The sequence below is a fragment of the Hahella sp. NS-SX17 genome (genome assembly GCF_057367735.1).
Map to the genome: position 1 here is coordinate 1,551,548 of NZ_CM170632.1, position 22,090 is coordinate 1,573,637.

The 22,090-nt window shown below is 50.4% G+C and carries 17 protein-coding genes, 1 tRNA gene and 1 pseudogene; 12 read left to right on the forward strand and 7 right to left on the reverse strand.

Features of this window, described 5'->3' with window-relative positions; all coding sequences use genetic code 11:
• The first annotated feature begins 3 nt into the window (after positions 1 to 3).
• From secG to AC2IBB_RS07050, 10 genes and pseudogenes are all read left to right on the forward strand, one after another.
• Positions 4 to 402: a preprotein translocase subunit SecG gene (gene secG / locus AC2IBB_RS07005; protein ID WP_486332176.1), complete on the forward strand. Its 399-nt coding sequence runs from the start codon at positions 4 to 6 to the stop codon at positions 400 to 402.
• 7 nt (positions 403 to 409) lie between these two features.
• Positions 410 to 495: transfer RNA gene (locus AC2IBB_RS07010), tRNA-Leu, on the forward strand.
• A 209-nt stretch (positions 496 to 704) separates the two neighbouring features.
• Positions 705 to 1,157: a ribosome maturation factor RimP gene (rimP, locus tag AC2IBB_RS07015; RefSeq protein ID WP_486332177.1), complete on the forward strand. Its 453-nt coding sequence runs from the start codon at positions 705 to 707 to the stop codon at positions 1,155 to 1,157.
• An 18-nt stretch (positions 1,158 to 1,175) separates the two neighbouring features.
• Positions 1,176 to 2,669 carry a transcription termination factor NusA gene (gene nusA / locus AC2IBB_RS07020; RefSeq protein WP_486332178.1) on the forward strand — a complete coding sequence of 498 codons (1,494 nt, stop codon included), beginning with the start codon at positions 1,176 to 1,178 and terminating at the stop codon, positions 2,667 to 2,669.
• 24 nt (positions 2,670 to 2,693) lie between these two features.
• On the forward strand, positions 2,694 to 5,279 hold the full coding sequence (gene infB, locus AC2IBB_RS07025; protein WP_486332179.1) for a translation initiation factor IF-2: 2,586 nt from the start codon (positions 2,694 to 2,696) through the stop codon (positions 5,277 to 5,279).
• Between the two features lie 56 nt (positions 5,280 to 5,335).
• Positions 5,336 to 5,734 carry a 30S ribosome-binding factor RbfA gene (gene rbfA, locus AC2IBB_RS07030; RefSeq protein WP_486332180.1) on the forward strand — a complete coding sequence of 133 codons (399 nt, stop codon included), beginning with the start codon at positions 5,336 to 5,338 and terminating at the stop codon, positions 5,732 to 5,734.
• Between the two features lie 14 nt (positions 5,735 to 5,748).
• The gene (gene truB, locus AC2IBB_RS07035) at positions 5,749 to 6,684 is read left to right on the forward strand and encodes a tRNA pseudouridine(55) synthase TruB (RefSeq protein WP_486332181.1); all 936 of its coding nucleotides are present in this window, start codon (positions 5,749 to 5,751) and stop codon (positions 6,682 to 6,684) included.
• A 61-nt stretch (positions 6,685 to 6,745) separates the two neighbouring features.
• Positions 6,746 to 7,015 carry a 30S ribosomal protein S15 gene (gene rpsO, locus AC2IBB_RS07040; RefSeq protein WP_486332182.1) on the forward strand — a complete coding sequence of 90 codons (270 nt, stop codon included), beginning with the start codon at positions 6,746 to 6,748 and terminating at the stop codon, positions 7,013 to 7,015.
• Between the two features lie 317 nt (positions 7,016 to 7,332).
• Positions 7,333 to 9,444 (forward strand): polyribonucleotide nucleotidyltransferase, encoded by a 2,112-nt coding sequence (gene pnp / locus AC2IBB_RS07045; RefSeq protein ID WP_486332183.1) that lies wholly within the window; start codon positions 7,333 to 7,335, stop codon positions 9,442 to 9,444.
• Positions 9,445 to 9,545: 101 nt separating this feature from the next.
• Positions 9,546 to 10,480 (forward strand): annotated as a pseudogene (locus AC2IBB_RS07050) (transposase family protein).
• Positions 10,481 to 10,518: 38 nt separating this feature from the next.
• Here AC2IBB_RS07050 and AC2IBB_RS07055 read toward each other — a convergent pair.
• The gene (locus AC2IBB_RS07055; RefSeq protein WP_486332184.1) at positions 10,519 to 11,433 is read right to left on the reverse strand and encodes an alpha/beta hydrolase; all 915 of its coding nucleotides are present in this window, start codon (positions 11,431 to 11,433) and stop codon (positions 10,519 to 10,521) included.
• 200 nt (positions 11,434 to 11,633) lie between these two features.
• Between AC2IBB_RS07055 and AC2IBB_RS07060 the strand changes: the two genes are divergently transcribed.
• Together AC2IBB_RS07060 and AC2IBB_RS07065 are read left to right on the forward strand one after the other, a co-directional pair.
• Positions 11,634 to 12,116 carry a DUF3015 domain-containing protein gene (locus AC2IBB_RS07060; RefSeq protein ID WP_486332185.1) on the forward strand — a complete coding sequence of 161 codons (483 nt, stop codon included), beginning with the start codon at positions 11,634 to 11,636 and terminating at the stop codon, positions 12,114 to 12,116.
• An 84-nt stretch (positions 12,117 to 12,200) separates the two neighbouring features.
• Positions 12,201 to 14,090 (forward strand): Lnb N-terminal periplasmic domain-containing protein, encoded by a 1,890-nt coding sequence (locus AC2IBB_RS07065; RefSeq protein WP_486332186.1) that lies wholly within the window; start codon positions 12,201 to 12,203, stop codon positions 14,088 to 14,090.
• Between the two features lie 57 nt (positions 14,091 to 14,147).
• On the opposite strand, the gene AC2IBB_RS07070 is transcribed toward AC2IBB_RS07065, so the two are convergent.
• The 6 genes from AC2IBB_RS07070 to lon form a co-directional block, all read right to left on the reverse strand.
• Positions 14,148 to 14,849 (reverse strand): ABC transporter ATP-binding protein, encoded by a 702-nt coding sequence (locus AC2IBB_RS07070; RefSeq protein ID WP_486332187.1) that lies wholly within the window; start codon positions 14,847 to 14,849, stop codon positions 14,148 to 14,150.
• Positions 14,849 to 15,604, reverse strand: a complete 756-nt coding sequence (gene livG / locus AC2IBB_RS07075; protein ID WP_486332188.1) for a high-affinity branched-chain amino acid ABC transporter ATP-binding protein LivG — start codon at positions 15,602 to 15,604, stop codon at positions 14,849 to 14,851. The genes AC2IBB_RS07070 and livG overlap by 1 nt, the downstream gene beginning before the upstream one ends.
• A gap of 4 nt (positions 15,605 to 15,608) precedes the next feature.
• A complete protein-coding gene (locus tag AC2IBB_RS07080) occupies positions 15,609 to 16,904 on the reverse strand; it encodes a high-affinity branched-chain amino acid ABC transporter permease LivM (protein ID WP_486332189.1) in 1,296 nt (431 codons plus the stop codon).
• On the reverse strand, positions 16,904 to 17,830 hold the full coding sequence (gene livH, locus AC2IBB_RS07085) for a high-affinity branched-chain amino acid ABC transporter permease LivH (protein WP_486332190.1): 927 nt from the start codon (positions 17,828 to 17,830) through the stop codon (positions 16,904 to 16,906). Before livH ends, AC2IBB_RS07080 begins: the two co-directional genes overlap by 1 nt.
• Positions 17,831 to 17,940: 110 nt before the next feature.
• Positions 17,941 to 19,062: a branched-chain amino acid ABC transporter substrate-binding protein gene (locus tag AC2IBB_RS07090; protein ID WP_486332191.1), complete on the reverse strand. Its 1,122-nt coding sequence runs from the start codon at positions 19,060 to 19,062 to the stop codon at positions 17,941 to 17,943.
• A 458-nt stretch (positions 19,063 to 19,520) separates the two neighbouring features.
• Positions 19,521 to 21,938, reverse strand: coding sequence for an endopeptidase La (gene lon / locus AC2IBB_RS07095; protein ID WP_486332192.1), 2,418 nt, complete (start codon positions 21,936 to 21,938; stop codon positions 19,521 to 19,523).
• Positions 21,939 to 22,090 lie beyond the last annotated feature (152 nt).

The following is a 22,090-nucleotide window of genomic DNA, read 5'->3' on the forward strand; positions in this document are numbered from 1 at the left end:
TAAATGGAACTGTTTGAAACCCTGATTGTAGTAGTTCATGTGATTGTTGCAGCTGGTGTTATTGGCTTGGTGCTTATTCAGCAGGGTAAAGGCGCTGACATGGGGGCTTCCTTTGGCGGCGGTGCTTCTCAAACGGTTTTTGGCTCTAGCGGTAGTGGTTCTTTTTTGACAAAAATGACGACTACTCTAGCCATTGTTTTCTTCCTGAGTAGTTTTGCTTTGGCTTATGTTGCCAAGCAAAAAGCTGGTCAGGTTACTGCGAGTGGAGTTCCTGTGGTTGAAACGGTTCCTGGCTCTTCCTCAGAGTCTGATTCCCCTTCAATTGATGCAAGCTCTGCAGGCTCCAGTGAGACTCAGAAAGCACCGGAAGCTCCTTCCGATGTCCAGCCTGAGTTAGAATAAGGTTTATGCCGAAGTGGTGAAATTGGTAGACACGCTATCTTGAGGGGGTAGTAGCCTATGGCTGTGCCGGTTCAAGTCCGGCCTTCGGCACCATATTAAAGAAGGCGGGTCCATTGCCCGCCTTCTTTGCAGCAACTATAATTCTGCTGCTGTATTTTTTGGGATGCACGTTGTAAAACCCCTTTTAAGGGGTTTTTTATTAACTGCACTATGGTGTAGTCGGAGGATGGGCGTAATGCCCATTTTTTGTTTGGCGACTTGGCGTATATGCACTAAGTATGCTTCCTATCGGAGATAATCTATTGGCTCGTAAAGATGATCTTTACCAACTTCTCAGGCCTGTTGTGGAAGGTATGGGCTGTAGTTTTTGGGGGCTGGACTTCCACGCCCAAGGAAAGAGGAGTTTGTTACGAATCTATATAGACAAAGAGTCCGGGGTGTTAGTTGACGATTGTGAGAAAGTGAGTCGTCAGATTAGCGCTATTTTAGATGTTGAAGATCCGATAAAGGGTGAATATACCTTGGAAGTGTCTTCACCCGGGTGGGATCGGCCGCTTTTTAATGTTGAGCAATATAAAGCATATGTTGGTTCTCTCATTGAAGTCAGGCTGCAGGCGCCTTTTAATGGGCGGCGTAAATTCAAGGGCCTTTTGGTGGCTGTTGAAAATGATGAAATAGTGCTCCAAGTGGACGCGGAAGAATTTATATTTCCTGTGGAAACGATAGATAAAGCGAATGTTGTGCCGCAGTATTGATGGGATTACGGGGTAAAGATGAACAAAGAAATCTTGTTGGTTGTGGAAGCGGTCTCCAACGAAAAAGGGGTAGATAAAGACGTCATTTTCGAGGCTATTGAGTTGGCTTTGGCCACCGCGACAAAAAAGCGCTACGAAGATGAAGAAGCTGATATTCGAGTGGATATCGACAGAAAGACTGGTGAGTACCAGGCTTTTCGCCGCTGGTTAGTTGTTGATAATGACGCTGTTCCAGCTTTGGGAACCGAGCTTACTCTAGAAGAGATCCATGAGAGTGGCTTGGACCTTAACCCCGGCGATATTCATGAAGAGGAAGTCGAAGCTGTTGCTTTTGGACGCATTGGCGCCCAAGCCGCTAAGCAGATTATTGTTCAGAAAGTGCGTGAAGCTGAGCGTACAAAAATAGTTGACAGTTATCGTGAAAAGGTTGGCGACTTGGTTAATGGCGTTGTCAAGAAAGTTACCCGGGACAATATTATTGTTGACTTAGGTGCAAACGCAGAAGCTTTGTTGCCAAAAGATCAATTAATCAGCAGAGAAACATATCGTGTAGGTGACCGGGTTCGTGCGCTGTTATTAGATATCAGAATGGACAATCGTGGACCTCAGTTAATATTGAGCCGCGCATGCTCACAGATGTTGATTGAGCTTTTTCGCATTGAAGTCCCTGAAATTGCAGAAGAAGTTATCGAAATTAAAGCGGCGGCGCGTGATCCAGGCTCGAGAGCCAAAATAGCGGTTAAAACCAATGATGGACGTATTGATCCTGTTGGTGCTTGCGTCGGCATGCGGGGCTCGCGCGTTCAAGCCGTGTCTAGCGAGTTAGGCAACGAGCGTATTGATATTGTGCTTTGGGATGATAATCCTGCTCAGCTGGTCATTAATGCGATGGCTCCGGCGGAGGTTGCGTCGATTATCATTGATGAGGACAGCCACACTATGCAGGTGGCTGTTTCAGAAGATAATTTGGCGATGGCGATAGGACGTAGTGGGCAGAACGTCAAGCTAGCTTCAGAGCTTACGGGCTGGGAAATTAATGTACTGACGGAAGAGCAGGCAGGGCAGCAGCAAGAAGAAGAGTTCAGACGCTATGTCGATGGCTTTATCGACCAGTTAGGCGTTGAGGAAGATTTGGCTGAGGTGCTGGCCTCCGAAGGTTTTACATCGTTGGAAGAAGTTGCGTATGTTCCGATGGAAGAGATGCTCGCTATCGAAGGTTTTGATGAAGATCTGGTGAGTGAACTGCGCAAACGGGCTAAAAATGTTCTGATTAATCAAGCTCTGGCGAACGAAGAGCAGTTAGAGAAGGCGGAGCCAGCGGAAGACCTGTTAAACATGGAAGGGATGGACCGGCACTTGGCGTTTGTACTCGCAAGCAAAGGTATTGTCACTATGGAAGACCTGGCTGAACAATCTGTTGATGATCTCCTCGATATCGACGAAGTTGATGAAGAACGAGCTGCGCAATTAATCATGACTGCGCGTAAACCATGGTTTGAGGAACAACAGTAATTCGGGGGCATACAGGAGACAAGCATGGCAGAAGTTACTATTAAGCAGCTTGCCGAAGACGTCGGGGCTCCCGTTGAGCGTCTGTTAAAGCAGATGGTTGACGCGGGGCTGGAGAAGCGTGGTGAAGGCGATATTGTTACGGATTCAGAGAAGCAGAAGTTATTGGCGTTTTTGAAGCAAAGTCACGGAGAGTCTTTTTCTGAACCGAAAAAGATCACTTTAAAACGTAAAACGACCACTACGCTTAAAGCCTCTGGGACAGGGGTTAACCGCTCAATCAATGTCGAAGTGCGGAAGAAGCGGACTTATATCAAGCGCAGTGAAGCTGCCAGTGACGTAGAAGCGCAGAAGCAGCAGGATATTCAGAGAGCAGTTGAAGAAGCTGCAATGAAAGAAAGAGAAGTTGAGGCGGAAGTCATTGATCAGAGTGATCTGGCTCCAGAAGTCGTTGTGGGAGCTGTTGAAAGCGCGCAACAAGAAGTGACGGGCCCAGAGACTCAAAATGTCGAGACGGTAGCTGATGTAGACGCTGGTGAGTCAGCTGGTGCAGAAGCATCTGGCAATAGCCAGGAAAAAGCTGCCGGGGCGGCTGCTCAGGCAGAGGATGATGAGAAAAAATCCGAGGCAAGAAAAACGTCAAAGCATAGGCGTAATAAAGAGGACTCGGAGGAGCGTCGGGAGCCGGTTGACGCTGAAGATTTGAAGCGTCGCGAGAAGCACAAACCAAAACCTGCGCCTCAACTTAAGTCTTCAAAGGTCATTGCCACCGAAGAAGAAGACTCCAGTGAAGATGCCCCAAGACGGGCTCGCCAACGTAAAAAGAAGAGCAAGGTGGTTCAGGACCGTTCGGCCCAGCCAATTGTTCGGGAGGTTGTGATTCCGGATACTATTACAGTCGCAGAACTGGCCCAGAAAATGTCAGTGAAAGGCGTTGAGGTTATCAAACGCCTGATGGGAATGGGAGTTATGGCGACTTTAAATCAGCCAATTGATCAGGATGTTGCTCAGCTGGTTGCTGAGGAAATGGGACATAAAGTCAAACTGCTTCAGGAAGATGCCGTAGAGACGGAAGTGCTGGAATCCATTTCTTTCGAAGGCGAATCAAAACCCCGAGCGCCTGTTGTCAGTGTAATGGGGCATGTTGATCATGGTAAAACCTCTCTGCTCGACTATATTCGTCGCGCTAAAGTGGCTGCTCAAGAGTCGGGTGGAATTACACAGCATATCGGCGCATACCATGTTGAAACGCCTAGAGGCATGGTCTCGTTTTTGGATACTCCTGGGCATGCGGCATTTACCGCCATGCGAGCTCGCGGAGCCCAATGTACTGATATAGTCATTCTGGTGGTCGCTGCGGATGATGGCGTAATGCCGCAAACGCAAGAAGCTGTGCAACACGCAAAAGCAGCTGGCGTGCCGCTGGTTGTGGCTGTGAACAAAATGGATAAAGAACAAGCTGACCCTGATCGTGTTAAGAACGAACTCTCTGCTCTTGACGTTATCCCAGAAGAGTGGGGTGGCGATGTGCAATTTGTGCCAGTCTCTGCCCATACAGGCGATGGTATCGACGATCTGTTAGAGGCGATTCTGTTGCAGTCCGAAATGTTGGAGTTGACTGCAGTACCTGATGCTCCAGGTAAAGGGGTGGTAATTGAATCCAGCCTGGACCGTGGTCGCGGCTCAGTCGCAACCGTTCTCGTACAAAATGGAACTTTGCGCCATGGCGATATTGTTTTGGCTGGGGAGTACTATGGTCGTGTAAGGGCCATGGTGAATGAAAATGGTCAGAATGTTCAAGATGCAGGCCCTTCTATACCTGTAGAAATTCTTGGATTAAACGGCACTCCTGATGCGGGTGACGAGTTTATTGTCGTTCCTGACGAGAAAAAAGCCCGTGAAGTTGCTGAGTTTCGTCAAAACAAAGAACGTCAAACGCGTCTCCAGCGTCAACAGGCTGCCAGCCTTGAAAACCTGTTTGAAAATATGGGTAAAGGCGGCGTAAAAGAGTTGAACATCGTTTTAAAGACCGATGTGCGTGGCTCTTTGGAAGCATTGATTGGCGCTTTGACCGAAATCGGCAATGAAGAAGTGCAGGTCAAGATTGTGGCCAGTGGTGTTGGCGGTATCACCGAGACGGACGCTAACCTTGCGCTTTCCACTCAGGCGATTGTCGTCGGTTTTAACGTTCGTGCGGACGCAAGTGCTCGTAGGATTGTTGAAAGAGAAGGCATCGAGCTTCGTTACTATAGTGTCATCTATAACATTATCGATGATGTTAAGAAGGCGTTGACTGGTATGCTGGCGCCTGAATTCCGCGAGGATATCGTCGGTACCGCAGAGGTGCGTGATACATTCAAGAGCCCAAAATTCGGACAGGTTGCGGGTTGTATGGTTCTGGAAGGCGGTGTATATCGCAACAAGCCAATACGTGTTCTGCGAGACAATGTAGTTATTTTTGAAGGTGAGCTTGAGTCTCTACGCCGTTTCAAAGATGACGTATCAGAAGTTCGCGCAGGTACTGAATGTGGTATTGGCGTACGTAATTATGAAGTTAAAGTCGGCGATATTATTGAAGTGTTCGACAAGGTAAGAGTTGAGCGTTCTCTGTAACGCTCCCTCCTTTCTTGACAATCGCTGCGTGCAGGTAATTAAGAGTAAATATATAGATGGCTCGAGAGTTCAGTCGATTAGACAGAGTTGCGGAACAGATCCAAAAAGAACTAGCGCAACTGATACAGAGGGAGCTGAAGGACCCACGCTTAGGAATGGTTACTGTAAATAGCGTTAAAGTGAGCAAGGACCTCTCTTATGCGGATGTATACGTAACCGTTCTAAATCTGAAAGACGTGGAAGATGGAGATACATCGTCCAAAGCGTCTTTAAAAGTCTTAGAAAGCGCCGCAGGATTTTTGCGCTCTGAATTGGGGCGTGCGATCAAACTTAGAGTGATGCCTCAACTTCGTTTCCATTACGACGCATCTGTTAGTAATGCTCAACGTTTAGGGGCGTTGATTCAAAAGGCGCGGGCTAAAGATAGTGGCGTCTCTGACTCCAGTGACGACTGAAGGTATTGTCGACGGTGGCGAGACGTAAGAAAGGCGTGCCAATAGACGGCGTGGTGGTGGTCGATAAACCGCAAGGTTGGACGTCCAATGCGGTTCTGCAAAAAGTCAAGTATGCTTTGAGCGCGCAGAAAGCAGGTCATACAGGCGCTCTAGACCCTTTAGCAACAGGTGTATTACCTCTTTGCTTTGGTGAAGCTACCAAGTTTAGCCAGCTGCTATTGGACTCCGACAAAGAGTATGTGACGTGCGCATATCTTGGCCGTACTACCACTACTTCTGATGCTGACGGTGATGTTGTTACAGAGTCGCCCGTCCCTGACTTATCTGATTCTGACTTGGAGAGTGTTCTGGCCCAGTTCAGAGGGGGTCTTAAGCAGATACCGTCAATGTTTTCGGCGTTAAAACATAAAGGGACTCCTCTATATAAGCTTGCCAGACAGGGTTTAGAAGTGGAGCGAAAAGCCAGGGATATCGTAATTCATGAGCTTGAGCTTTTAGACTATACCCCACCGCTTTTACGCCTTCGGGTTCTCTGTAGTAAAGGGACTTATGTCCGTAACCTTGTGGAGGACATCGGACAAGTTCTAGGGTGTGGTGCGCATGTAGCGGAATTGCGCCGCACTCGTTGCGGACCGTTTTCATTAGCGAACAGCGCTGAGTTTGTTTCGTTTAATGATGAAAGCGGGCGTCAAATTGCGGCGGAAGAATACAAACAACGTTTGCTGCCTATCGATTCGTCTGTTCAGCAGTTCTCCGAAATAATTCTCGATGAGCTTAATACAGGCTCGATTATCCAGGGGCAAACGGTTAAAATATCGCCTCTCTCGAGCAAGGGTAGAGTGCGTCTGTACACTAGCAGGCGTCAGTTTATCGGCCTGGGAGAAGTGATGAGCGATGGAACGGTTAAACCTGTTCGGTTGCTCAACGTGAGCGCGCTAAGCGCTGAATGAATGGGGCGGCTGTTAATATGCACGGTCGTTTCCGCATTATTTGCATATTTGGAGAAAAATCATGGCATTATCTGCTACCGAAAAGTCGGCTATTGTTAAGGAACATCAAGTAAAGGAAGGGGACACTGGTTCTCCTGAAGTACAAGTTGCTCTGTTGACGGCAAATATCAACAAGCTGCAAGATCACTTCCAGGCGAACAAGCATGACCACCATTCTCGTCGCGGGTTGATCCGTATGGTTAACCAGCGCCGTAAGTTGCTTGATTATCTGAAAGGCAAAGATACCCAACGTTATGTTGACCTGATCCAGAAGCTGGGTCTGCGTCGCTAAGAAGACAAAGGTATTGCTTTAGTATCCGGGGTATCAAATGTTTGATACCCCGTTACTTTTTGAGGAACCTCCGATTTATTCGATACTTGATGATTTTCAAAGGGCTTTATGCTCAAGAAATGAAGCAAGATGAGTGGGTGTAACGAGCTTTTCGTGAAAGCCTGTTCATAGGTGTTGGAGAAGTTTGCGGTCTTGTTAAAGAGATCGAATAAATCAAAGGTTCCTTTGTTGGGTATCTAAGGCTCGAATCGGTATGTAGCAGCTGATTCCGGATTAAACTTAAGCGTAAAAATTAAAAACACTCGTAAGGAGTCAAAGTGAACCCAGTTCGTAAAACATTTCAATACGGCAGCTCAACAGTCACTCTGGAAACTGGTCGTGTAGCTCGCCAGGCTACCGGAGCCGTGTTGGTGACAATGGACGATACTGTTGTTTTGGTCACCGCTGTTGCAGAAAAAGAAGCCGTTCCAGGTCGTGACTTCTTCCCTCTCTCTGTTCACTACCAGGAAAAAACCTATGCCGCAGGACGTATTCCTGGCGGTTACTTCAAGCGTGAGGGCCGTCCCTCAGAGAAAGAAACTCTGACTTCCCGGCTGATTGACCGCCCAATTCGTCCCCTGTTCCCAGATGGTTTTATGAACGAAGTGCAAATCATCTGTACAGTTATGTCAGCAAATAAAGATGTCGATCCAGATATCGCCTCCATTATTGGCGCCGCGGCGGCGTTGGAGGTCTCGGGCGTTCCTTTCCAGGGGCCTTTGGCTGCTGCGCGCGTTGGCTACAACGACGAAGAGGGCTACCTGCTGAATCCTGGCTTCAAAGCAATTGAAAACTCTAAGCTGGACATGGTTGTTGCTGGCACCGAAGACGCTGTTTTAATGGTCGAGTCTGAAGCGAAAGAGTTGACGGAAGACCAGATGTTAGGCGCGGTGCTGTTCGCTCACCAGGAAATGCAGGTGGCGGTACAGGCGATTAAAGAGTTTGCTCAGGAAGCCGGCAAGCCTAAGTGGGACTGGCAGGCGCCTGAAGTTAACGCAGGACTGTTGGATGCGTTAAAAGCCAAGTTCGCAGGCTCTATCAGCGAAGCCTATGGTATTAGAGTTAAAGCAGACCGCTATGCTAAGTTGGGCGAGTTGCGCCAGCAGGCGGTGGAAGAGCTGGCTGGTGAAGAAGACGGCAAGTTCGATTCTGAACTGGTTAAGAAATACTTCAGTAAGCTCGAAAAGGCGTGTGTGCGCCAGAGCATATTGAAGGGCGAACCTCGCATTGATGGTCGTGATACAAAAACTGTTCGCGACCTGAAAATTGAAGTTGGCGTATTGCCGAATACTCATGGCTCTGCATTATTTACTCGTGGAGAGACTCAGGCTCTGGTAACGGCGACTCTGGGGACTATGCGTGATGTATTGATGGTGGATGCGCTTGAGGGGGAGAAGAAAGACTCATTCTTGTTCCACTACAACTTTCCTCCTTACTCTGTGGGTGAAGCCTCTCGGGTTGGTGGCGTAGGTCGCCGCGAAATTGGGCACGGACGTTTGGCGCGTCGTGGTGTTCAAGCGTTGATGCCTAACCTGGAAGAATTTCCGTATGCGGTGCGCTGTGTGTCTGAAATCACTGAGTCAAACGGCTCTAGCTCCATGGCCAGTGTGTGCGGTAGCAGCTTGGCGCTGATGGATGCAGGTATTCCTGTGAAAGCGCCGGTTGCGGGTATCGCGATGGGCTTGGTGAAAGAAGGCGAAAGCTTTGCAGTCCTGACTGATATCCTGGGTGATGAAGATCATTTGGGCGACATGGATTTTAAAGTGGCGGGAACCGAGAAAGGCGTTACTGCTCTGCAAATGGATATCAAGATCAACGGCATTACCGACGAGATCATGGAGATTGCACTGGAGCAGGCTCTGCACGCGAGGCTGCATATTCTTGGGGAAATGAACAAAGTAATTTCCGCTCCGCGTGACTCCGTCGCTGATAACGCGCCGAAGATGGAAACTATCAAGATTGATCCAGATAAAATCCGTGATGTTATCGGTAAAGGTGGCGCGACTATTCGTTCTATCTGTGAAGACACTGGCGCTTCGATTGATATCGACGACAACGGCACCGTACGCATCTATGCAGAAAGTAAGCTGGCGGCCGATGAGGCGATTTACCGCATAACTGAAATCACCGCTGAGGCTGAAGTTGGTAAGTTGTATCGCGGTAAGGTCGAACGTATCGTTGAGTTTGGCGCCTTCGTGAACATCCTGCCTGGTAAGGATGGCTTGGTTCACATCTCTCAGATTGCTCAAGAGCGCGTAGAGAACGTGACTGACTACCTGAAAGAAGGCCAGGAAGTCGTTGTTAAGGTGTTGGATATTGACGCCCGTGGTCGAATCAAGCTTTCTATGAAGGAAGTGACTGAAGACGAGAAAGCGGGAATGGCTGGTTAATTCCGCCAGAAACGAAGAAGCCGCGAATGCGGCTTTTTTTATGCCTGTGACCCGTCCTGAATAGAGTTGACACATTCCAGCCCTAACTTTGGGAGAATGTGATGAATCAGCGAGTTAAGCGAACACAACGGGACTACACTCTGACTTTTAAACAGGCGGTGGTGGATCAGATCGAAGGCGGTGAGCTGACTTATAAACAGACTCAGGCCCGCTACGGTATCCAAGGCCGTTCGACGGTGCTAACCTAGTTGCGTCGATATGGCCGCCAGGACTGGAGTCCTGGCGTCACCTCCCAGCGAGTGAATAAGAGTCCCACCCTGCCGAAGTCCCCACCTACCCCGGAACAGCGGATCAAGGAGCTTGAGGAGAAGCTGCGCCTGGCCGAACAGAAAGGAAGCGATTGTCGATGTGATGGAGAAGGATTACGGGGTGTCCGTAAAAAACGGCCCGGCAAGTCCTCACGCAAAAACGCGGCGCCGGATTGACCGTCAGCAGGGCGTGTCGTCTCTTGGGGATTAGCCGGCAAGCTTGGTATCAGCCGGAACGAGCGCAGCGAGCCAGGGAAGATCGTGAGCAGCGGGTGGTGGACTTTGTCCGGTCTGTTCGTCTCCGTCAGCCCCGGATCGGCGCTCGCAAGCTCCGGCATCTTCTCCATGAGCAGTCGGATCACACCCTTCATCTGGGGCATGATCAACTGCTTCAGGTACTGCGTAGCCGGCGTCTGCTGGTTCCCCGGCGCCGGGCATACCACAAGAGCACGCACAGTCATCACCGCTTCCGGCGTCACCCAAACCTGCTCAAGCCAGGTCCAGAGCAAGTTGCAACCTGCCGGCCTAACCAGATCTGGGTGGCCGATATCATCTATCTGCCAACACGCTCAGGCATGGGCTGCGTGAGTCAGGTGACCGGGATCTTGAAAACGGAGTTCCTGCTGATGCGACAATGGAATCTAGGGCAGGCCCGAACGATGGTTGATGAATCCGTGGATATTTTTAACCGAGAGCGGCCTCATCTGGCCCTGAAACGGGCGTTTTGAGACGAAAAAGGTGGCAACCTATTTCAGGACTAGATACTTTAAAATGGAGACTGTTCTGGCGTGGTTAAGAAGTTCATCAACACTTGTCGATATTCAGGGATGTTGAAAGTCGCTGTATGAAGTGTATCCGTAGTTAGCAAGTATTTTGGGGGGCTCGCCTGTTCAAACACTTTTGCGCCATGATGGTACGGAATAACTTGATCATTTGTGCTGTGAATAAGTAGCAAAGGAATCGGAGATATATTCCTAACATAATCTATTGGGTCATAGTTAGCTGGAAGCATGTAAGAAAAGGGATACTGAAAAGCCCAGGTCAGCCACCCGGCTGCGAGTTTCTCTCTGGCGATGTCTCTTAAGTCGCTAAAGGGGGAGTCTGCAATGACGGCATGAGGCTTGTTTGCTTCCTGAGATATCCGCCCCACAAAATTAATGCTGAGTACTGCGCCGATGCTTTGTCCAAGAACAAATATTCGTGTGTTTTGGTATTGCTTTCTTAACCACTCATAACCGGTTTCGACATCGCTCAGGGCTCCGGCCATATCAGGTTTTCCAGTAGATAATCCATAGCCCCTGTAATCCAGGCAGAATACATCATAGCCTTGTTGTGGAAGCCATATCACGTTACCACAGTGAGTGCTGATATTCTCCGCATTGCCGTGCAGGAAGTAGATTACGCCTTGCAAAGGCTTGTCGCTGCGGAGCAGCCATCCATGAAGGCGTTCGCCATCAGGAGTATCAAGGTATACATCCCTATAGTTGACCTGTACTTGGTCAGGTGTCCGGTAAATGTGCTTGTCTGGGTAAAAAAGCAGTCCACTGCATGCAGTGAGAAGAAAGAGCGCCGCTAACAATGCAAGTTTGAAAGCGTGGCGAGCAAGCGTATTAATTTTCGCTGAAGTGACGTTCACAATTTGATCTGCCTGTATACCTGAACTAGGCTTACCTCGGGCCATGTGTCGGCGCCAAGTCTGTACGCCCTGGTGAGAATGACCAAGCGCTTCTGTTTCAGCATAGCTGTTTGATGTCTATTTCAGAAAGAGTTTGTTGCGACTCGCTCCGTCGAGTTGGTTAGCGTTTGTTGCCAGGATGGGAGCCGATGCTTGCAAAAAATAGTATGCGACGAGAATAAGCTAACGTTGAAAGAGGAATCGTTATGAGAAAAATGATGCTCGCTGTTGGGTTTTTGTCGATGACATCCGGCGCTTTTGCTGAAGCCCCTGGAGGCCCAGATTGTGGGTGGGGCAATATGTTGTTTGCAGGGGAAAGCGGACTGCCTATTCATCTTCTGGCCACTATAACCAACGGTACTTCCGGTAACAACACCTTCGGCATGACGTCAGGCACCAATGGGTGCTCGGCAAATGGCGTTTTGACTTATGGTGGGTCGCCATTGGTAAATCTCACGCCGATCATGGATGAGTTTTCTGAAGATGTGGCGCGTGGCCATGGCGATGCCTTGACCACTGTTGCGGTGGCGTTGGAGGTTGGTCCAGAGGATCGTGCTCGCTTTAATCAGATAATGCATGAGAACTTTAATCAGCTATTCCCAAGTGAAAGCGTCACAGCGGAACAGGTGATGCAGTCTGTCATGGATGTAATGAAGACCGATGAAAGGCTTTCCAAGTACGCCGCTTGAAGTCAGAACATGAAGCGACGCCCGGGAGTCCGGGCGTTGATTCTCCTCTAATAACCCCTCGTTTCTGTGAGCGTTTGTCTCCCTATGCTGTCGAAGCATTTCCTGTCCGTCTTTGCTGTTTTATTACTTTTAAGCAGTCCCTTGTATGCCGAATTTCAGGTGGCTGACGATGTAGGATCAAATAACCTGCGATCGTCGTTAAAGGCCTTGGCTTCATCTGCTGACTGGAGAGCGCTGTTGCACTTTCGCCCTGACACTTTAAGTCCTACAGGCTATTCCAGTTATATCGACGATTCTGGTTTTTTCCTATCAGAAGCAGGGAATACTGATGCTGAGGCTGAGCTAGAGGCCACTTGGCAGGCAATATCGAGTGAGGACCCTTTAATCAGAGACCGTGTTTACTGTCGTTTTCCGTTACGCAAGCAGTGGCTCTCAGAGCAGTTTCCGCAAGCGCCAGAATTGAAAGCGTCTTCCTCATGTGCTGAATATGATCAATGGCGAAAAGAAGTAAACGCAGCCAAGGTATCTTTGATTTTTCCGGCGGCTTATTTGAATAGTCCATCATCCATGTTTGGGCACACTTTTCTGAGGTTTGATCCTGCGAATGTTGAAGAAGACTCGGAATGGTTGTCCTGGGCGTTAAACTTTGGGGCGACTATCAATGGCGATGATAACTCCATTTTCTTTGCGTATCGGGGGCTGGCTGGTGGGTATCCCGGACAGTTCAGCATGATGCGTTATTTTGAAAAGATTAAAGAGTATACCTACATGGAAAATCGGGATATGTGGGAATATCGCTTGAACCTGACGCCACGGGAAGTGGAGCGTATGCTGATGCATCTATGGGAGCTGAAGGATGTGCGCTTCAAATACTACTTTCTTGATGAGAACTGCGCTTTCCGGCTCCTTGAGTTGCTGGAGATAGCGCGCCCAGCAGCTCCACTTACATCGCAGTTTCCTTTGACTGCAATTCCTGCGGATACTGTGCGCGCAGTGATTGACGCGCGTTATGTGGCGGAGCGGCGTTACCGCCCATCGGAGGCGGTGCTTTTACAGGAAAGAATTAGCCGATTGGCTGAATCAGAAAGAAAGCTGGCTTATGAGGTCGCTGAAGATCCGAAAAGGATGGCGTCAGACGACTTCAATGCCTTACCGCTCAATCGGCAGGGCGCTATAGCGCAGGCGGCGTATAGTTATACACGCTACGAACAGAGAAAGACGCAAAGGAGCCCTGAACTGGCGCGTCGGAGTTTCAAACTGCTACAGAAAATAAGCCAGCTTCCAGCGGATAGCGTCGCGCCGGCTACGCCTCCCCCTCCTGAAACCGGGCATGGCAGCACAATGTTGGCGATTGGTGGAGGAGGTGTTGATAGTGAGGGATACTCTCTACTTCAATTCAGATACAGCTATCATGACTTACAGGACCGCCAAGAAGGGTATCCTCGGGGCGCCCAGATTATCGCCGGAGACGCTCAACTGCGCCGCTACGAGAATAGCGGCTGGGAGCTGCATCGGTTTGACGTTATTAATATTATTTCCCAGTCGCCGGTTAACAGGTTCCTGCGGCCACTGTCATGGAAAGTTCAGGCTGGTTTTGAGCGGGTATGGAGTGATCTGGGGGGGGATAAAGCCTATCAAGTTAACGGTGGCGCTGGACGCAGCTATGACTTACTTGAAGGGCTAAGCTTGTTTGGTTTCCTGACTGCGCGGCTGGAGCATGACCCTGACTACAAAACTTGGATGACCTCTGCGGCGGGCGTCAGTGCAGGCTATTTATTGGGTATGCCATGGGGGGCTCAGAGCTTTCGGGCGGAAGGGGAGTATTTCAGTAGTGATGAAATACGCTATCGAGGCGTATTGGAGCAGAACTTTGACTTGGCCCAGAATCATGCTTTCAGGGCGCACTTGGTTCAAGAGTGGAATCGCAGTGACGACAGGTGGGAAGCCGGAGTAGCCTACAGGTATTATTTTTGAAGAAAGGCGGCGTTCAGTGACTAATCTGAGGCGCCGCCGTATATCGGAAGAGGTGGCTTATCCGCCCAGGTAGGCTTTACGGACGTCTTCGTTCACCAGCAGATTCGCGCCGGTATCCTGAAGTACGACTTTGCCGTTTTCCAGTACATAGCCGCGATCAGCCAGACGCAACGCTTGATTAGCGTTCTGTTCCACCAGGAAGATAGTCATGCCTTCCTCTCTAAGCTTGCCGATGATCTCAAATATCTGATTTATAATGATTGGCGCCAAACCGAGAGAAGGCTCGTCCAAAAACAGCATCTTAGGATGACTCATCAATGCGCGGCCAATCGCCAGCATCTGCTGCTCTCCCCCGGACATTGTGCCAGCGCGCTGACTATGGCGCTCACGCAACCGCGGAAACAGGTCATAGACGTATTCCAGCGTACGCACAAAGTCGCTCTTCTCGGAGAAGAACGCACCCATCTGCAAGTTTTCCATCACTGTCAGCCCAGAGAAAACACGGCGTCCCTCAGGCACAATGGCGATACCGCTGCGCATTATCTCGGATGTTGGCGTTTCTGTGATGTCCTTGCCCATAAAAGTGATGCGACCTTCACTGGCTCTGGGGTCGCCACAGACTGTCATTAACAGAGTGGTTTTTCCTGCGCCGTTTGCACCGATGAGAGAGACGATCTCGCCTTGGTTTACTTCCAGGCTGATGCCGTGTAGGGCCTCGATCTTGCCGTAATGGGTATAAACATTCTCGAGTGTAAGCATTAGTCTTCTCCCAGATACGCCTTGATGACATCTTCATTCGTTTTAATTTCATCAGGCGTGCCATTTGCCAAAGGCGTGCCTTGGCTGACGACGTAGATGCGATCAGAAATGCCCATTACCAGCCCCATATCGTGCTCAATCAGCAGGATGGAGACATTGTAGTCATGCTTCAGGCTGACTATCAGCTCGTCAAGGTCCCGCGTTTCTTTCGGGTTCAAGCCAGCCGCAGGCTCGTCAAGCATCAGCAAATCCGGGCCTGTCACCATACAGCGAGCGATTTCCAGACGACGTTGCTGGCCGTAGGCCAGGTTACCCGCTTCGCGGTTCGCGAGAGGCAGGAGGTCTACTTTCTTCAGCCAGTAAGCTGCTTTCTCCATTGCATCGCCTTCCTTCTTGCGATAGGAAGGCGTTTTTAACAGACCCGAAAGAAGATTGGTGTTGACGTGCCGGTGTTGCGCCACCAACAGGTTTTCGATCACCGTCATACGGTTGAACAGCCGCACGTGCTGAAACGTGCGCACCATCCCCAGACGGGAAATTTTAAAATCAGGCAGGCCCTGGACAGGCTTGCCTTTGAATGTAATCTGGCCCGAAGTAGGCTTATAGAAGCCGGATATGCAGTTAAATACAGTTGTTTTACCTGCGCCGTTGGGGCCGATAATGGAAATGATTTCCCGTTCGTTGACGTCCAGCGACACGCCGTTTACAGCAAGCAGGCCGCCGAACCTCATGGATAAATCGCGAACAGACAGCATTGTCCTACTCCTGTTTCAACTGCAGATGTGGGCGCTTCATCGGGATCAGGCCTTGCGGACACCAGATCATCATAAGCACCATGACCATGCCGAAGGCGAGTAGACGATACTCGTCAAACTCCCGCGACAGTTCTTGAAGCAGCACGACCAGAACCGCTGCGACCATTACGCCAATTTGCGAGCCCATGCCGCCTAATACAACAATGGCGAGGATGATAACTGACTCGAAGAAAATGAATGACTCGGGACTGATGTGCCCTTGACGTGCGCCATACAGAGAGCCAGCGAATCCAGCGAACGCGGCGCCGATAGTAAAGGCGGATAACTTAATGGCGGTACGGTTCAAGCCCAGCGAGCGACATGCGATTTCATCTTCGCGCAGAGCTTCCCAGGCGCGTCCTACTGGCATGCGAATCAGGCGACGAACAATAAATATGGTCACCAAAGCCAGCACCAACGCAATGAGGTATAGCACAATTACTTTTAATGAAGAGTCATAAGGCACGCCAAAAAATTCGTGGAATGCAACATTCCCTTCGGATGCTCTGCGGCTGAACTCCAGACTGACAATGGAGAATTCTGGGTCGAACTGCACCATAGGTATAGTCGGCTTGGGGATGCCGCCAATGCCATTAGGGCCGCCGGTCAGGCTTGTCAGGTTATTCAGAAGAATACGGATAATTTCTCCGAACCCGAGGGTGACGATAGCCAGGTAGTCTCCGCGTAGCCGCAATACAGGGAAGCCAAGCAGGAAGCCGAATGCAGCGGCAAGCAGAGCGCCGATAGGCAGGCACACCCAGAATGACCATCCGAAATATTGCGACAGCAGGGCGTAGCTGTAAGCTCCCACCGCATAGAATGCGACGTAGCCCAAGTCGAGCAGACCTGCCAAGCCAACTACGATATTGAGGCCGAGGCCAAGAATAACGTAGATCAGTGCAAGTGTGGCGATATCCGACCAGATGCGTCCAGTGTTGAACGGTATCAGAACTGCAGCGATCAACAGAGCGACAAAAAAGACCTTACCGGCCATGTTCCGCTTTTCTTCTGGCGGCATAAGCTTGGTCAGTAAGCCTCCTTTAGGCTTGAGAGCGGCTTTTGCTGACAGAACCTGCTCACGGAACAGCTGGCTTAAGAAAACTATTACCGTGGCGAATATCATGTATATGTAGGTGCTCTGTGAAGCACCCTCCAGTACCAGCCTTGTGCCTTCGTGAGTCAGCTTCAAGCCCAGTATCGGCAAAGAGAGAATGAGAGTAATGACCGCCGTGAATAGAGCGAATGGCAGATTCTTGCGCATTAGATTTTCTCCACTTCCGGCTTGCCGAGAATGCCCGTCGGCTTAAACAACAGGATCAATACCAGTAATGCGAAAGAGACGACATCTTTGTACTCGGTGCTGAAGTAGGCCGCTGTCATACTCTCCGTAACTCCGAGGATAATACCGCCCAACATGGCTCCAGGGATGCTGCCGATGCCACCAAGCACAGCAGCGGTGAAGGCCTTGAGGCCAGCGATAAACCCGACAAACGCATTCACAACGCCGTAATACATGCCAAGCAATGTGCCTGCTACTGCAGCCAGCGCTGCACCGATTACAAATGTGGATGCGATAACGCGGTTGGTGTCGATGCCCAGCAGGTTGGCCATTTTTAAATCCTGCGCCACGGCGCGACAAGCTCGGCCCATTCTGGATCTGGAGATAAACAGCGTCAGTACGGTCATAGAAATGATAGTGACGGCAAAAATCAGAATTTGTATATATGAAAGAGAGGCTTGGAAGCCATCTTCCGGTCCGAAGTTCCAGCCGCCGCTAATTTGAGATGACATGGCGATATCCCGGGAGCCTTGTCCCAAGCGGACATAGTTTTGCAGGAATATGGACATTCCTATGGCGGAAATAAGAGGGATCAAACGATTGCCGCCGCGTAGTGGGCGATAGGCGATGCGCTCAATGGCCCAACCGAAGCTGCTCGACACCAACATGCTGGATAGCAGGGCGACGAGGAATATTAATGGGAGGAATTCAACGCCTAACATGGCCATTCCTGAAATAGCCATGAACGCGACGTATGTTCCTATCATGTAGACCTCGCCATGGGCGAAGTTAATCATTCCGATGATGCCGTAGACCATGGTGTAGCCTATGGCGATGAGAGCATACGTGCTCCCAATGGTAATTCCGTTAATTAATTGCTGAATGAAGTAAAGAATCACTTCTAGCATGGGTGTTACTCCGGAAGGTGTGAACCGGCCTTGAATCTGACAGGCTTTGCTAATAAAAACACCCTCTCCCGGGGAGCCGGAAAGAAGGTGTTGTTATGAAGCGATACGATTTATTTTACTACGGTTTTGGAGCCGTCTGCGTGCCAGGTATAGATTTCAAAGTCGAAACCTTTCAAGTCGCCTTTTTCGTCAAACGCAATTTCACCCATGGGGGTCTTGAAGGAGTGGCTGCGAAGGTAAGCTTGAATTGCATCAGTATCGGTAGAGCCTACGCCTTTGATTGAGTCAGCGATAACCTGAACCGCTGCGTAGGACGTCATTACGAATGCGCCGCTGGCGTCTTGGCTTTTGGCCTTGAACGCGTCAACCAGATTTTTGTTTTCCGGTCTCAGATCGAAAGCAGGGGGCAAGGTTACGTACAGGCCTTCGGATGCTTTGCCTGCGATCTGGCTGATGTCTTTGTTTCCAACGCCTTCAGGCCCCATGAATTTGATGCCTAAGCCTTTCTCCGACGCTTGACGCAGAATCTGGCCCAGCTCAGGGTGGTAGCCGCCATAGTATACAAAGTCCACGTTCTCTTTCTGCAGTTTTGCGATTAGAGGAGAGAAGTCTTTGTCGCCCTTATTAACGCCTTCGAACAGAACAACATTGATGCTTTTCTCTTCCAAGGTCTTCTTAACGGCGGTCGCGATGCCTTCACCATATTGTTGCTTGTCGTGAATAACCGCAACGCGCTTGGGTTTGACCACGGTAGCGATGAATTTTCCTGCGGTCGGTCCCTGGTGGCTGTCCAGACCGATGGTGCGGAATATCATCTGGTAGCCGCGTTCAGTAATGTCTGGGTTAGTGGAAGCCGGTGTGATAGTGATGATGCCTTCGTCTTCATAGACGTCGGAAGCCGGTTGGGTGGAGCTGGAGCACAAGTGGCCCACTACAAATTTAATGCCGTCATTAACGATTTTGTTGGCTACGGCCACCGCTTGCTTGGGTTCGCAGGCGTCGTCGTATCTGATCGCCTCAAACTTGTCGCCGTTTACGCCGCCTGCTGCGTTGATCTGCTCAACAGCCATTTCTGCGCCGATTACCTGCATGTCGCCATACTGAGCAACGTCACCGGTCTGTGGGCCGGCGATGGCGATTTTGATAGTCTCTGCGTTAGCCAGGTTCAAGCCGCCCATTAATAAAACTGAAGCGCCAACACCTAATACTTTCCGAGCGATCTGTTTCTTCATTATTGTCTTCCCGATTTAAGTTATTAGTTATCCCAGGTTCAGACGCCGCCGAGTGGAGTGAGCTCTGAGGCTCTATTCGGACGGGGCTTCATACTGGCATATTATGGTCTAATCGTTAATAGACTTTTATTTTAAGGCCATTGGCCTATTGACCAGTTGGAATACTAACCTCAAAGCGTCGCGGTGAAAAGATGCGCATTTGTCTTGGATATAAGGATTTCGCGCATTTTTTCGGAGGCAAAAATTTAAGGCAAAAAAAAAGGTGCTTGGAGAGCACCTCAAACGCTTTTCTATACTAGAAAGACAGGACAAAACATCATCACAACTGGTAACTGTCAGTATAAAACTCCACCAAAAGTCGCATAATACGTGATTTCCGATACGGTATGCGGCCTAGGGAAAAGAGGCGTTCCTTCGCCTGATTTTAACATCCGTTTTATGGGTTGGATGGATAGGTTTTAAGCAAACATGACTTTGTAGACATCCTGAAATGTACTGGCGAAATGCATCGTCAATCCCGAGCGAATATGCTCAGGCAGCTCATCGTAATCGCGTCGATTCGCTTCGGGCAGAATGATTTCATTTACACCGCTTCGTTTTGCTGCAATCACTTTTTCGCGAATGCCGCCTACGGGAAATACCTGGCCTGTCAGGGTCAGTTCCCCTGTCATTGCAACGTTACTTTTAGGCGATTGATTACGGGCAAGGGACAGTAACGCCGTCGCCATGGTGACTCCAGCGCTGGGGCCGTCCTTGGGCGTGGCGCCTTCCGGCACGTGTAGATGAACAAAGGCCCGCTCAAAGAATTCGGGGTCGCCCTTAAACTCTTTCAGGTGAGCGGATACATAACTGTAAGCGATTTCCGCTGACTCCCGCATGACGTCGCCGAGTTTGCCGGTGAGTTTAAAGCTGCGCTGGGTGGAGTGGATTAATTGGGCTTCAACGGGCAGTGTGGCGCCGCCCATGGCGGTCCAGGCCAGTCCAGTAACCACGCCAACGCCGCGTAGATTTTTCTCTTTGCGGAATAGAGGCTGGCCAAGGAAGTCGACAAGGTTGTTAACGCCTATCCTTATCGGTTCATCCGGTTTTTCCATTAAACGAACGATGGACTTGCGGATCAGTCGATGCAGTCTTTTTTCCAGATTGCGCACGCCGGCTTCTCTGGCGTATCCGTCTATCAATTGGCGCAGAGCTGCGTCAGTGATGGACACCTGTTTCTTCTTCAGGTTCATGCGCTTCAGCAGTTTTGGCCAAAGATGGTTCTTGGCGATGGCCATTTTCTCTTCCGTGATATACCCGGAAAGACGCAACACATCCATACGGTCCAGTAGTGGACCGGGAATCGTGTCCAGCTGATTGGCGGTGCAGACGAAGAGCACTTTCGACAGGTCCAGCCTGACATCCAAATAGTGATCCAGAAATTCACTGTTCTGCTCGGGGTCTAGTGTTTCCAGCAATGCGCTTGCAGGATCGCCTTGATACGACGCGCCGATCTTGTCTATTTCGTCGAGCATGATGACGGGGTTGGCGGAACCCACATCTTTCAGCGCCTGCACCATCTTGCCAGGCATCGCGCCGATGTAGGTGCGTCGATGACCTTTTATTTCCGCCTCGTCGCGCATGCCGCCCAGGCTGAAGCGGTAAAACTTTCTACCCAGCGCAGCGGCGACGGATTTGCCAATGGAGGTTTTACCGACGCCTGGAGGGCCAATCAGCAGTAAGATCGAGCCGGATACTTCTCCTTTGAAGGAGCCTTCCGCCAGGAATTCGATGATTCTGTCTTTAACGTCATCCAATCCGTCGTGCTCTTTGTCGAGTATTTCTCGCGCACGGGCGATATCGAGCTTATCTTCGGTATGCACGCCCCAAGGAACCTGAGTGAGCCAGTCAAGGTAGTTGCGGGTGACGCCATACTCCGGCGAACCGGTCTCCAGCATGGACAGCTTTTTGATTTCTTCGTCAAAGCGTTTGCGTACGTCGTCCGGCGGATGGCGTTCGCTCATGCGCTGCTGGAATTCCTCTATATCTGCAGTGCGATCGTCTTTCGCCAGACCCAGTTCTTTCTGGATGACCTTTAGCTGCTCGCGCAAAAAGAATTCACGCTGGCGTTCGTTGATTTTCTGGTTCACCTCCGCGCTGATCTGGGTCTGCAGCTTGGCGACTTCCAGTTCCTGCTTTAACAGGATTAACACCTTCTCCATTCGCCGGAGCAGCGGCACGGTATCCAGTACTTCCTGCAGGGCTGGACCTTCCGCCGTCGTGATGGCGGCGGCGAAGTCGGTGAGAGCGGAGGGTTCGTCCGGGCTGAACCGGCTCAGGTACTGCTTTAGCTCTTCGCTGTACAGCGGGTTAAGCGGCAGCAGCTCCTTGATAGTGTTAATCAGGGCGATCGCATAAGCCTTGAGTTCTTTCTCCGACTCTTGCGCCGGCTCCGGATATTCGACTTCCACCAGATAGGGCGGCGTGCGCCGTAGCCACTGGGTGATGCGGAAGCGTTGCAGGCCCTGGGCGATAAACTGTAGCTTGCTGCGCTCGTTAACCACATTATGCGTTTTCACCACACACCCGATATGGGCGAAGTCATCGGTGTCCGGCGGCTCATCAGGGGAGGGGACTTTCTCCACGTATGTGAGCCCCAGAATCTGGTGTTCGGTCTTGCCGACGCGCTTCAGTGTTTCTTCCCATAAGTTGGCGTTAATGACCAGCGGTTGAACTTGGGCCGGGAAGTAAGGGCGGTTGCTGATGGGCAATAAATAAATGCGTTTGGGCATGACCTGACCAGGAAGCGCTAGTGCGCCGCCGCGGCTATCTTCGGCTTCGTCCTTGCCAATGTACTCGGAGTGTTTCGAATCGGATTCAAAATTACTTTCTGTCATGTGCGGTGATCTTGTCAGTAATGAATAATCATTTGCTCATGGCGAATAGATGGGGGATGAATAACGGGAGTTAAAGTGAAGCAGCTCAATAAATTACGTGAGTAAGCTGTAATGTCGGAGTGGCGAGTCAGACGAGCGCCCACAGGCCGGGC

What these genes read in the sequence shown, in the direction of transcription:
- rbfA (WP_486332180.1), top strand. Translation starts at nt 5,336, where the DNA reads ATGGCTCGAGAGTTCAGTCGATTAGACAGAGTTGCGGAACAGATCCAA.
- livG (WP_486332188.1), bottom strand. Translation starts at nt 15,604, where the DNA reads ATGCTGTCTGTTCGCGATTTATCCATGAGGTTCGGCGGCCTGCTTGCT.
- AC2IBB_RS07065 (WP_486332186.1), top strand. Translation starts at nt 12,201, where the DNA reads ATGCTGTCGAAGCATTTCCTGTCCGTCTTTGCTGTTTTATTACTTTTA.
- AC2IBB_RS07090 (WP_486332191.1), bottom strand. Translation starts at nt 19,062, where the DNA reads ATGAAGAAACAGATCGCTCGGAAAGTATTAGGTGTTGGCGCTTCAGTT.
- lon (WP_486332192.1), bottom strand. Translation starts at nt 21,938, where the DNA reads ATGACAGAAAGTAATTTTGAATCCGATTCGAAACACTCCGAGTACATT.
- AC2IBB_RS07070 (WP_486332187.1), bottom strand. Translation starts at nt 14,849, where the DNA reads ATGCTTACACTCGAGAATGTTTATACCCATTACGGCAAGATCGAGGCC.
- AC2IBB_RS07055 (WP_486332184.1), bottom strand. Translation starts at nt 11,433, where the DNA reads ATGGCCCGAGGTAAGCCTAGTTCAGGTATACAGGCAGATCAAATTGTG.
- rpsO (WP_486332182.1), top strand. Translation starts at nt 6,746, where the DNA reads ATGGCATTATCTGCTACCGAAAAGTCGGCTATTGTTAAGGAACATCAA.
- nusA (WP_486332178.1), top strand. Translation starts at nt 1,176, where the DNA reads ATGAACAAAGAAATCTTGTTGGTTGTGGAAGCGGTCTCCAACGAAAAA.
- infB (WP_486332179.1), top strand. Translation starts at nt 2,694, where the DNA reads ATGGCAGAAGTTACTATTAAGCAGCTTGCCGAAGACGTCGGGGCTCCC.
- AC2IBB_RS07060 (WP_486332185.1), top strand. Translation starts at nt 11,634, where the DNA reads ATGAGAAAAATGATGCTCGCTGTTGGGTTTTTGTCGATGACATCCGGC.
- secG (WP_486332176.1), top strand. Translation starts at nt 4, where the DNA reads ATGGAACTGTTTGAAACCCTGATTGTAGTAGTTCATGTGATTGTTGCA.
- livH (WP_486332190.1), bottom strand. Translation starts at nt 17,830, where the DNA reads ATGCTAGAAGTGATTCTTTACTTCATTCAGCAATTAATTAACGGAATT.
- AC2IBB_RS07080 (WP_486332189.1), bottom strand. Translation starts at nt 16,904, where the DNA reads ATGCGCAAGAATCTGCCATTCGCTCTATTCACGGCGGTCATTACTCTC.